Below are 10,919 nucleotides of genomic sequence, written 5' to 3'. Positions count from 1 at the left end.
CCTCTATTTTGTTGGATATATACTAATAGCGTGGACTCCCTTATACCTATAGGCTTTTTCCGGCTCGATTCTTTTTTCTACACATAATTCCAGATAATCATCAACTGCTTCATGAAAATCCTGAATTAATTCCTTGGCACTTTCACCTTCGTAAGAAATGAGGGAATGAATGCCGAGGACTTTTCCATAGAAGAGTTGATCTTCTTCTGAAAACTCTACACTTCCGATATAATCTTTGTATTTCATAACGCTACTCATATCAGATCCTCCTGTTCAAGAAATTCTTTTAATTGCTTGATTTGATATTTTTTCAGTTCTTTTTGTGGGTGTGGTTTATGCAGCATAATATTTCCATGCAGTTTGTTTGTGAAAACTACCCGTGATCCACTGGTTTTTCCTTTATTGCTCTCCAAAAAATCTAAATATTCCAACAAGACTTTTGCATCTTCATAAGAAAATGATTTTGATTGAGCCTTAAGCTTTTGAATTAATTTTTCCTTTTTGCTCACTTTTTCTCCTATCTTTAGGATATACTGAAAATAAATTATGCGCAACTATATTTAGTTGCATTTTTCGTGTCCCTACTGTCTTTGCAGACAAAAAATTTTTCGCTCCTGTCTGCTTATATAGCGAGCCTCCTTCCTGTTATCTAAGTTTTTTTTGATGTTATGAACATTACAGTATTATTTTTTTCACTCCCTATATAAAGTATGTAAGAATGGCAGCCGCTAAACCTCTACTGTGATATATATGAATTACCATATACCGGAAAAGACCCGCTTCCTATCGAAGCAGGTCCTTCCAGTTATCAAGATCTTAATCCTGTGTCTTATGATTGAAGTGGTTGACTACTACACTGTCATGTCCGAAGTCTCCCTCTTCATATTTTTTGTTGGTAAATGTTGCACATGCCGTATCGTTATCCGTCAGATGGTATACTGCTGTTTTTCCGTTAATGGTTGCATTTACCGGTTTGGTCAATGATTCAAACTCAAATCGGCTGACGCTTTCTTCGGAACATGTGTATTCCCCTGCCGGGACCTGACCAAAGATTGCTTTCATCTCTACGTATCCGTCACTGTCCGTATGTGCTTTTACATAGCTTTCAGTAAATGTGACACTCTGATAATAAGTATGTGAAGCTCCCAGTGTATCCGTTCCTGTAAGTTTGAAGATAAAGGTTGGATCACCATGCTCTTTCCAGTAATCATCGGCCTTAATGCGTTTGATCACGGTACAGTCACGATATCCTTTAACTTTAATGGTCTGATTTGCATCATTGATATCTTTGTGGCATGTTTCATTCTCATCATTTAGATCACTATGCGAATACAGAAGCTTTCCAGATGGATCATCCATACTCTGTACAGCCACATCCGCATTTTGCGTATCCGCGTCTTCATTTTCTGCGTCTGTACTCTCTTCATTGACCGCTCTTATCGGATCTGTAAATGCAGAGTCATTATTCAGGATTTCTTCCACTGTCAGTCCATCTGTTGCTTTTGCGGAGCTGATGATGACTGATGAGGATGGGGCGGCGATATTAGCCTTGGCTGTGTAAGCTTTATAGGTTAAGTATCCATTGCTGTAATTTGCCATGGATTTACCCCATTGATTTTGATTATATGTTTTTCCCGAACCTCCACGGATACTTGTACAATTACTGAACATATTTGTATCTGATTTAACCTTTGCTACGCTCCATCCTTCGGACACGTAAATGGTTTTCAGTTTTCTACATTCCGTAAACATGTTTGTTGTATCAGTTACATTTGATGTTGACCATCCACTAAGGTTAATGGATGTAATGTTACTCATACGCCCGAACATACCATTAAAGTAAGTTGCTTTGCTCATTCCTAATCCTGAAAGATCAAAGCTAGTTAATGATGTACAGTCAAGAAATGAATTGACACATTTCTTAATATTCGGGGCATACATTCCTTTTATTTTTATACTTGTACATTTTGTTAATCCGTTAAATGTTCTACAAGCAGTTTATTGTAATTTGGTGTTCCATCCGCGTTTAAAGCATAAATCTTTTCAAATACAACAATGTTCTTACCAAGCATGCTCTCTGGATTATCATAAACAAGGTTTTGATGTGCCTGTCCGGTATAAGTACCATCGTTATAAGGTTCAATCTTTGCTTCCGATTGTACAGTGGAACCATCCTTATTTTTGATATATTCTCCAGTTTCCATATCTACCAAATTAGCTACTGCATAACCGGATGAAATACCTTTTACATTGACTTCATCCGTAATGGCTTTACCGTAAGTAAGCTGTCCGGTTGTATAATTGAAAATACCGCCCTGCTGGATAAATGCTGTATTGTTATTTCCGCTGGTGTTATCTGCAGCATAGGTTTTTACTTCAATGTTGTTATTGATAATTTTTCCAAGATCCAGTGTGCTTCCTGTATTATTATCGATTTTAAAAGTTCCCTTATAGAGAATCTTTCCATCATTTTCTTTACACTCTAATTCTTCAATGCTATAACTTCCGTATTCAAAAGACCCTTCATCATCACTAAGAATAGATGTATCTCCAAACCAGACACCGGCTCCCGCTTTATCTGTGTTTGTATTCATACTCTTTTTAATCAATGAAGAATCATATACACCATTACTTCCGGTATAAATTGTATGGCTTTCCTTTGTTTCCAGATTCGTGATCTTAAACGGAATATTTGCCATGGTATTATTATTCGTTCCATTGATCTTCGTCAGCTTAATATCTGCTCGAACCGGGCTGTCGGATCCTTCAAATGTCTGTCCGCCCATTAAAGTTGACAAATCTCCTGGCTTCGTTACCTGTGCAAGGTATACACCATTTACAGTACTATTGCCTTTTGTATCCGTCATGTTTAAATCATTACGGTATCCATCCGGTGCTTTTGTTTCCTGGATAGTGATTGTTCCGCGAGGGATAGTAATTGCTCCATCTACCTTATAAAAATTATCTCCACCTACTTTATAGGTATCTGATAAACCGGCTTGATAGACTTTGCTTCCATTTGGTCTAGTACGTTCTTTGGTTTCAATAACCCATGTACGGGTGGCTCTTGCTGGAAGATTATTTCGATCATAGAATCCATCATAATATTTAATAGTGAACTGTGCTCCAGCTAATGTTTTCTTTCCTTTTATTGTATTACCTGTATATTTGTCTTTTTTCTGAATAACAATCGCTGCCGGGTCATCCATCGGTTTATCTGTAAAGCTAACTACTTTATTCTCACCGCTAGATAAACTCACTGTTTTCACTGTGTTATCAATATAGTAACCTTCCGGTGCGGAAATTTCTTTTACATAATAAGTTCCCGGTTCTAAATTGATTGAATTCGAGGTTCCATTTGCATTTGTTGTAAATGTGGATACCTGAGAAGTACATGCTGCATTGCTATATACTCCGTATTTTGCATTTGCTAAAGAATAACAACTATTTCCATTTGTGATATCTGTGTTCGATGATGATTTTCTAAGTGATAAAGTTGCTACATTATTAACCTGAAATGCCATTGGCTGATGGTTGTAAGATGTATTGAAATAATACACAGCGTAACCACTTGGAATGCCACCCATTGCCTGCATCTGATTAGCTTTATTGATCAAATGCATTTTTGTTGAGTTTGGTAATCCATAAAACGCATAATTGGCCTGCGAATTGTTATGCAATGCGTATTTCGCATAGGTATAAGACAAAATAACATGTGAATAAGCATATTCTAAAAAAAAGCTAGCAACCTACCTTTACACACTTTAAAAAAGTAGCGCAAATAATCTTTGACAGGCGAAAATTCAAGGTTTTTCACATATTTATAGTCGATAACAAATAGCAAATCATATTTCACATCTTTTTCTAATCAGATACTAGAAAAAGCCCTATAAAGAGTTTCATCACTTGCTTACGCTTACACTCTTGATAGGACTTCTTGTTTATCCACGTCTTTTAAATGTTACTTGCCCTGATTTCATTTATATTTTGTTTATCATATCATATTTTATAATTATTCACACCATTATAATCAAAAAAAATGACGCAGATACTGTTTCTACTACCTACGCCATTTTTCCTTACATCTTTGATATATTTACTCCATTTTCTTTCAACTTTTATTCCAAATTTACTCCATTCTAAAAATCTGTTACGATATTTTGCGGTATTCTGCGATACCTTTTCTTTGAAGAAAAATGTCTATAAAGCTTGATTTTAAGCGAACTTTTCAATATTTCCAAGTATTTTATTCTGTTGTGAGAATTTCTTCTCAATTATTTCATTACGATAATGATAATAACTGCCACTGCCTTTACTCCCGCTATTGAACCATTCTTTTCACAATTATCACTCCGTTAATACATCCAGCATGACTTAAATTACTTCTTCCAGCCTCAATCCATCTCTTAATCCCATACGGTAATAGAATTCATTCAAATCACTGCATTTATTTGATGTGTCCGTCATGTAATCAAATACGATTGTTTTCTGTTTGGCTGACAGTTTCTGAAATATCTTTTGCAATTTCATTTCCAAGTTTTCATTGAATGGATCATATTGCTGACTGTCCACCCCTTTACTGTTTCAGATAACTACGATAGCTGTCTATCACAGAATCTGTAACTCCATTTTTGTACACTTTACGGATATCAACAACTTTTTCATCTTTCAATGCTTTCAGCCAATCCAGCAAATCTTTTCTGCTGTTTGCAAAATTACAGCATCTTCCGTCTGCATATTCAATCCGGTATCTCATAAGTCCCTCCTACACATACACCAGTTCATTTAAAATAATTTCATCTACCCGGCTTCTTGCATTGTTTGCCCGGCGAACCCATTCCATCTGATCTCTGCTTTTCAATTCTTCCGTAATGCCTTCCTGCTCCATAATCTGTTCCATGAGGAAATCTCTGCGTTCTACACACTGCTCATTTAAGTCTGCAAGGTAAGTCCAAAGCTTTCCGGTCAATGTCAGATAGGAATATAAGCCACTTTTGTAGTCCTTCAGATAGTTTCTGTGAAGACTTCCATAAAAACCAATCTCTCTTTTCTCTTCGGGTACAGCGATCAGTGGCAGATAGATTTCCCCGACAAGGATATAATCCAGACCATTGCTGTCATCGTGAATGATTCTTTCTAATTCGCTCATGCTGATGCAACTCCTTTCTTCGGTTCTGCAGGTGGAAGCAGTGATACCGGAACGAACACACCCTTTGCAATATCTTCCTGACGGATTTCCTCTTTTTTTGCATCCATCTCCGCTTTCTTTTTTGCCTTTGTCCGTTCATAGTATTCTTGCTGCTTGCCATTTGCTTTCCTTTTCAAGTAATTCTGATGAAGCCTGTCTTTTCTGGCTTCCCGCTTCTTCATTTCTTCAATTTCCTCTGGTGTCATTTCCACCTCACCGAAATGTGGTGGTAAATATTTTCCAATAAAATTAAAATAGATTTCCACTTCCTGGGTTGTCTCAATGCTTCCTTTTCGGTCACGCTCATGAACCATAATCTTTTCTACAAATTCATTCAGCATGTAAGTGGTCGATTCCTCAAAATTTTGGTATTTATCAACCAGAGCAATAAACTTCTCCGCTGATCTGCGACCTTCTTCATAGCCTGATAATTCAGCTTCCAAATCTGCGATTTCTGCCGACAAATCTTTCTGTTCTTTAGAATACTGTCCGTCAAGAATCGCATAGCGTTCATCTGGTAGCTTGCCAAGAATACTGTCCTCATAGATTCTGCAGATCAGTTTTTCCAGTTCCTGCACACGCTTTTTTGCCTCTGCCAATCTGCTTTTCAATCTTGTAATCTCACTGGACTGCTGTGAAGTCTGTGCCTTTTTTACTGTCTCCAAAAATTCTTCACGATTCAACTGTGAATACTCCGCAACAGCCTTTAAGAGTTCCTTAATCAGCTCCATAACCACATCGGCATTAATTCTGTGCTGTGTCTGGCAGAGTGTTCCAACCGGAACTTTAGAATATGCAGAACAGGTATATTGTGGCACTCGCTTGCCATTATTTACCCGGTGGACATACATTTTGGAACCGCAGTCTGCACAATACATCAGACCTGTCAGTGGATGGGCTTCTCCCCATCCATCTGGGTATCTTCTCACATTGCTTCGGATTCTCTGCACATTGTCAAAAGTTTCCTGATCTATGATTGCTTCCTGCGTGTTCTCAAACACCGTCCAGTTATCCTCAGATACATAATGGCTTTTCTTATCCTTGAAATGTTTTCTGGTCTTGAAGTTCACTGTATGACCAAGATACTCTCTTTTCTTCAGAATGCCTGCAACAGTAGAAGAGCCCCAGCCATAAGGATCTTTGATTTCTTCTACTCTGCCTTTCCATAATCCGGCATCTTTCTTTGCCATATGAACCGCTGGTATCTCAACCTTAGCCTCTTTCAGTGCCTTGGCAATCTGATATGGTCCGTACCCGTCCATTGTCATGTGAAAGATTCTCCGTACAACTACAGCTGCTTCTTCATCAACAATCCATACATTCGGGTCATCCTTGTCTTTCAGATATCCATACGGTGTTGTACTTGCCACATGCTTGCCGGATTTTCCTTTCGCCTTGAAAGTGGATTTTATCTTTTTACTGGTATCCCTTGCATACCATTCATTATGATATTTCGGAATGGAGTAAAACCATCGTCCTCCCGGAAGCTGTCTACATTCTCGTTGACTGCAATCAGGCGGACATTCTTCTGTCGCAGCAATTCCATATATTGTCCGACTTTCAGATAATCTCTTCCCATTCGGCTCATATCTTTAATCAGAATCGTTCCGACTTTCCCCGACTCTACTTCTTTCATCATGGCAAGAAAGCCTGGGCGATCAAATCTTGTACCGGAGATACCATCATCAGTAAAATGAACAAGATTGGTAAATCCATGTTCTTTTGCATATTGTTCCAGCAGTTTCTTCTGATTTGAAATACTGTTGGATTCCCCGTTTAATTCATCATCACGACTAAGACGTTCATACAACGCTGTCATGAATCCCTGTTTCTCTGTCATAGTCAGATGTCCTCCTTCCTTTGTTTATTAATTGCCTGTTCTCATCCCATATCCGTTCCTGTACCGGGTTCTGATGTTTCCGGAACGTATTAACCAGAAAAGACACGCTAAATGCCTATTCAGTTCTGGTATCACTACGGGCAGGCTGTTTCGTTTTCAAGGTTCGTGTAAGAAGTAAAAAAGATTCTTACACTAAACGAAATGCTCAGAGGTCTTTTTACAGCCCCCTTACTGCATCTTTTTTGATTTCGTGTCATCTTTTTAAAGTTCCTTACACAATCTCTGTACTGACGAAACAAAATACGGACATGTTTTGAAATTGTTTTTTACAAAATACAATTTTGTTCTTTAAGGTAAAAAAATAAGCCTCAAGAGACTTTTTAATCATTTTGGAGCTCCAACTCTTTAAATTTGATTGATTAAGAAGTCTCTTCAAACTTACTACACCTGATTCAAATGTAGATTATACTCCTGTGCAAATGTGTACTTATAGTAATCCAGAAAGTACTCGATCAGCATCTGAAACAAATCAATTCCAATATAAATTGCCGCAAGCACCAAAAGCATCTTTAGGCTTCTTCTTTCCTGCAAACTGTTCATAAGACTTTGCGAGACCAGCGTAGACATTGGGGAACAGATAGCCGTTATAACTGTCACAGTCCCCATTGCAAAAATATACTTATGATCAAATCGAAAAATCCTTACGGTAACCTTCATCCTGCATTTTCTTTCTATGCTCTTTCAGTGTGATCTCCACGTTTCTCTCCAGGTTCACAAGACACCTTTCATCCTGGCTTTCCAGAAAGGCATATTTCTGTATCGAAATCACACTCCCATATCCGTAGCATACGATTGGGCTGGAGAGATTGTATTCCTTTGCGGGCTGTGCTAAAATATCCACCAATTTATCCAGATAATACGCATATTCCATCGGCTTCCTTAAATACTTCGCCGTCTTCATTAAACTGCGGACAATCCCCAGATTCCCATAACACCACCCGGCATTCTCCGTAAGATCAGCGCTCGTTTTGCTGACATAACAGTCAATCGGAAGCCTTCTCGGATAGCGAACAATCCCATTATTCTCCACACATAATTCCTCATACAGCCCGAATAATTTCCAGATTGCTTCCTCCAGATACATTTCCTGGATTCCTTGTCTCTTCGCCTTCGCCAGAGCGACGAGCGGGCCCGCAACCCCATGTGCCATCCCGAAATTGATATGTCCCTGTTTCATCGTCTTTCGTTCTATTGCAAGAAACTGTTGTCTTCTTCTTATGTGATAGCGAAGAATTTGTTTCCCCCAATAAGAATAATCTCCTGACAAATAGATTAAGAACCGTATCAGATCCCGCAATTTCAGCTTCTCCTCCGGCTGGTTCAGTATTTCCTCACAGTCCAGCAGATAATATACCACACCTGCAATTCCGCCTAATATATCGTACGAACCAAACGAAAGTTTCCTCTGCTGGAACAAATCTGCTTTCTGACACGCTTGATCTAATAAAAATCTATCCAGCAATTCTGAAGTCTCTTTTAACTCTCCTGTCCTTCCCATGATCTCATGAGCTGAAAACGTAAGCACTCCCAATCCCCCATACATTCCATCATTCGGAGAAGCAAAATCTATATCCAGATCCTGTCCCAGTAGTCCTACCATCTTTTGCGCCATTGACTGAATTACTCTTTCGTCCGCTCCCAAACTCTCTTCTAACATCATTTGCGATAGAAAAAAAAACATCTGAATGTATTCCTCACACTTGTCTCTGAAGTCATTCTCATTAATATACCGTATATAAGTCTGTATTTCTTCTTTAACCTCAGACTTCATGTACATCACTCCTGCATTGTAATTTTCTAAGGTTCAGCACTTCCTGAAAAGTCTCGCACTCTGCCATCCCGGAATCATACCAATATTTAATCTCATAGGATTCATCTTTATACTGTTCCATATCCGCGTTGACAAATCTAGCCTTCAGATACTGAAACGTATTTTCTAAATCAGCCGTGCTTATATATTGTTCTTGATCAGAAAATGCTTTTACGATATTGGATACAATTCTTTCTATAACTTCCTCCTGATCTAATTCCTCTAGTGCCACAACCTTATACTCTCCAACCACATTACACCCCATCTGTAAAAGGAGCTTCTGCAAGTAATAAGAAACAAATTCCTGTCCGCTTTGATCTGTCACTGTCACTACAATCCCATTTTCCCGGAAAGTGCCAAAGTATGAACCCAAGATCCAATCCTGTCAAGAAATGTTTTCATCGCGCCGGACACATTATTCAAATAGACTGGCGACAGTAAAACAATTAAATCTGCTTCTAGAATTTTTTTTCTAATGTATTCCATACTATCCTCTTGATCCTGCGGACATAACCCTTCATCAAAACATTTTCCGCATCCCCGACACTCCTCCACTACATTGTTTCTGGCTGTATACAGTTCCATTTCTATGTTCTTCTCTCGCAGCATTGTTTTCAATTTTTCTCCCAGACAGATGCTTTTTGAAAACGCGGAGCGACTTCCTGCATAACCAACTACTTTCATACTCTTTCCCCTTTTCTGTATTCCTTCGTAAAAAGAAATAGCAGCATAACAATCACAGCAACAGCGGTCATAATACCGTCAAAGACGCTTACACTTTCAACCGTATCGGCGACAGTTACTAAATCAGAATCAAATGCTGCCCCCGCCGCATTATTGACTCCATGAATCAAAACACAGAGCCAGATATTATTTGTCTTCATATATGCCCATCCCAAAAATACAGCTAGCGCAATAACATACGGCATACGCATCAAAACAAGCAGTACAATCAGCTTCCCCTGCCCCGGCTCAGAGATCTGGAACCACAGCGGCATATGCCACAGCTCCCATATGATTCCCAGCAAAATAACGCCCATGCGCTTCCCGAATATATTCTGCAGCCGTCCCTGCAGGCACCCCCGCCATGCATATTCTTCCCCGAAAAAATATATACTTTGCACCACGAAAATGTCGATTGGCGCAAACAGTAGATTGGAAACAATCTCATCTGCCGTGCGCAAGGCTCCGGCATGTATAAGCTGCGGAAGGTTTGATATCTGCGCAATGGCTACAAACATAATATAAATGCCAATGGCCTTTTTTAAATCTTTAAACGGATAAAGTTCCTGCTCGTCAATCATCCTGCCCAATAAAAGAACGATGCTCAATGCCATAGAAGAAACCGTCAGCATATCATCTGCCGCTTTCCCGGTTATTACTTTCGCCGCACACAATACCATCACCGCAGTACTCTCGATAAAAGCAATTGTATAAATCCAATGAAACCACCCATGAATTTTTCGCTCACAGATAATTCTTCCCAATATAATACCGAAAGTCGGAAGAATCATCATGTACGACGCCGGTATATTGTACGCCAAAATCCCCTCTACCCGTATCTGCGGTAACAGTAACCACGGCAATCCAAAAGCTACAGCTACAAATGTAACGATTTTTATTTTATCTGTTTTTGAAAATAAAATTGTCTCCATATTCACACCTTCCCTTTGATTCTTTTTTATAAAAGAGCGCAGCAAAATGCCACGCTCTTACATTTTAGATACACTGAGGTTCAGCCGCAGCATTCGTCCTCTTGCAGCATATCGCTGACCTTCCTGTTGTCGGCGTATCAACAGATTTACACTTGTTCTTTAATGACATTTTGGATACGCCGATCGTAATCTTAGTCGTAATCTTTGATAATCCATTTGGCTCCGCTTCCCCACCTGATGCTACATTCTTTAAGTCAAGATCAAAATCTTTAAAGTTACCCATAATTGTTCTTCCTTTTTTCTTTCAATCGCCTCGCCCCTTTTTAAATTCCATTTCTCTTTACTTTGTAGTCATAATCTCTGTGG

At 39.0% G+C, this 10,919-nt stretch carries 13 protein-coding genes and 1 pseudogene; all 14 read right to left on the bottom strand.

Features of this window, described 5'->3' with window-relative positions; genetic code table 11:
• Window positions 1-3: 3 nt before the first annotated feature.
• The 14 genes and pseudogenes from NCY30_RS14175 to NCY30_RS14110 all read right to left on the bottom strand — a co-directional run bounded on the left by NCY30_RS14175 (window position 4) and on the right by NCY30_RS14110 (window position 10,836).
• Entirely contained in the window at window positions 4-258 is a 255-nt protein-coding gene (locus NCY30_RS14175) for a type II toxin-antitoxin system HicB family antitoxin (RefSeq protein WP_055213832.1), read from the bottom strand.
• The gene (locus tag NCY30_RS14170; RefSeq protein WP_055213833.1) at window positions 255-509 is read right to left on the bottom strand and encodes a type II toxin-antitoxin system HicA family toxin; all 255 of its coding nucleotides are present in this window, start codon (window positions 507-509) and stop codon (window positions 255-257) included. Before NCY30_RS14170 ends, NCY30_RS14175 begins: the two co-directional genes overlap by 4 nt.
• 307 nt (window positions 510-816) lie before the next feature.
• A complete protein-coding gene (locus NCY30_RS14165; RefSeq protein ID WP_330620052.1) occupies window positions 817-1,950 on the bottom strand; it encodes a BspA family leucine-rich repeat surface protein in 1,134 nt (377 codons plus the stop codon).
• Window positions 1,951-1,970: 20 nt separating this feature from the next.
• Window positions 1,971-3,617: an MSCRAMM family protein gene (locus tag NCY30_RS14160; RefSeq protein WP_250818829.1), complete on the bottom strand. Its 1,647-nt coding sequence runs from the start codon at window positions 3,615-3,617 to the stop codon at window positions 1,971-1,973.
• 757 nt (window positions 3,618-4,374) lie between these two features.
• The gene (locus NCY30_RS14155) at window positions 4,375-4,530 is read right to left on the bottom strand and encodes a hypothetical protein (RefSeq protein ID WP_215726989.1); all 156 of its coding nucleotides are present in this window, start codon (window positions 4,528-4,530) and stop codon (window positions 4,375-4,377) included.
• Between the two features lie 46 nt (window positions 4,531-4,576).
• Entirely contained in the window at window positions 4,577-4,756 is a 180-nt protein-coding gene (locus NCY30_RS14150) for a hypothetical protein (protein WP_005610395.1), read from the bottom strand.
• A 9-nt stretch (window positions 4,757-4,765) separates the two neighbouring features.
• A complete protein-coding gene (locus NCY30_RS14145) occupies window positions 4,766-5,149 on the bottom strand; it encodes a TnpV protein (protein ID WP_215726988.1) in 384 nt (127 codons plus the stop codon).
• A pseudogene (locus tag NCY30_RS14140) lies at window positions 5,146-7,028 on the bottom strand (recombinase family protein). The gene NCY30_RS14145 and the pseudogene NCY30_RS14140 overlap by 4 nt, the downstream one beginning before the upstream one ends.
• A 441-nt stretch (window positions 7,029-7,469) precedes the next feature.
• Entirely contained in the window at window positions 7,470-7,628 is a 159-nt protein-coding gene (locus tag NCY30_RS14135) for a hypothetical protein (protein ID WP_182420250.1), read from the bottom strand.
• Between the two features lie 85 nt (window positions 7,629-7,713).
• Window positions 7,714-8,700 carry a lanthionine synthetase LanC family protein gene (locus NCY30_RS14130; RefSeq protein WP_250818828.1) on the bottom strand — a complete coding sequence of 329 codons (987 nt, stop codon included), beginning with the start codon at window positions 8,698-8,700 and terminating at the stop codon, window positions 7,714-7,716.
• Window positions 8,701-8,848: 148 nt separating this feature from the next.
• The gene (locus tag NCY30_RS14125; protein ID WP_250818827.1) at window positions 8,849-9,229 is read right to left on the bottom strand and encodes a hypothetical protein; all 381 of its coding nucleotides are present in this window, start codon (window positions 9,227-9,229) and stop codon (window positions 8,849-8,851) included.
• On the bottom strand, window positions 9,229-9,582 hold the full coding sequence (locus tag NCY30_RS14120) for a flavodoxin family protein (RefSeq protein WP_215726985.1): 354 nt from the start codon (window positions 9,580-9,582) through the stop codon (window positions 9,229-9,231). Before NCY30_RS14120 ends, NCY30_RS14125 begins: the two co-directional genes overlap by 1 nt.
• The gene (locus NCY30_RS14115) at window positions 9,579-10,553 is read right to left on the bottom strand and encodes a CPBP family intramembrane glutamic endopeptidase (protein WP_215726984.1); all 975 of its coding nucleotides are present in this window, start codon (window positions 10,551-10,553) and stop codon (window positions 9,579-9,581) included. Before NCY30_RS14115 ends, NCY30_RS14120 begins: the two co-directional genes overlap by 4 nt.
• Before the next feature lie 64 nt (window positions 10,554-10,617).
• Entirely contained in the window at window positions 10,618-10,836 is a 219-nt protein-coding gene (locus tag NCY30_RS14110; RefSeq protein WP_215726983.1) for a hypothetical protein, read from the bottom strand.
• Between the last annotated feature and the right edge of the window lie 83 nt (window positions 10,837-10,919).

The organism is Dorea sp. MB18-49, assembly GCF_023669465.1.
GTDB lineage: Bacteria > Bacillota > Clostridia > Lachnospirales > Lachnospiraceae > Dorea_A > Dorea_A longicatena.
Note: the sequence above shows the minus strand (reverse complement) of the source record. Positions and strands in the feature narration are given on the sequence as shown.

Excerpts from the sequence above, each read along its gene's own strand:
- NCY30_RS14145 (WP_215726988.1), bottom strand. The coding sequence starts at position 5,149 with ATGAGCGAATTAGAAAGAATCATTCACGATGACAGCAATGGTCTGGAT.
- NCY30_RS14135 (WP_182420250.1), bottom strand. The coding sequence starts at position 7,628 with ATGAACAGTTTGCAGGAAAGAAGAAGCCTAAAGATGCTTTTGGTGCTT.
- NCY30_RS14110 (WP_215726983.1), bottom strand. The coding sequence starts at position 10,836 with ATGGGTAACTTTAAAGATTTTGATCTTGACTTAAAGAATGTAGCATCA.
- NCY30_RS14150 (WP_005610395.1), bottom strand. The coding sequence starts at position 4,756 with ATGAGATACCGGATTGAATATGCAGACGGAAGATGCTGTAATTTTGCA.
- NCY30_RS14120 (WP_215726985.1), bottom strand. The coding sequence starts at position 9,582 with ATGAAAGTAGTTGGTTATGCAGGAAGTCGCTCCGCGTTTTCAAAAAGC.
- NCY30_RS14130 (WP_250818828.1), bottom strand. The coding sequence starts at position 8,700 with ATGGCGCAAAAGATGGTAGGACTACTGGGACAGGATCTGGATATAGAT.
- NCY30_RS14175 (WP_055213832.1), bottom strand. The coding sequence starts at position 258 with ATGAGTAGCGTTATGAAATACAAAGATTATATCGGAAGTGTAGAGTTT.
- NCY30_RS14115 (WP_215726984.1), bottom strand. The coding sequence starts at position 10,553 with ATGGAGACAATTTTATTTTCAAAAACAGATAAAATAAAAATCGTTACA.
- NCY30_RS14155 (WP_215726989.1), bottom strand. The coding sequence starts at position 4,530 with ATGAAATTGCAAAAGATATTTCAGAAACTGTCAGCCAAACAGAAAACA.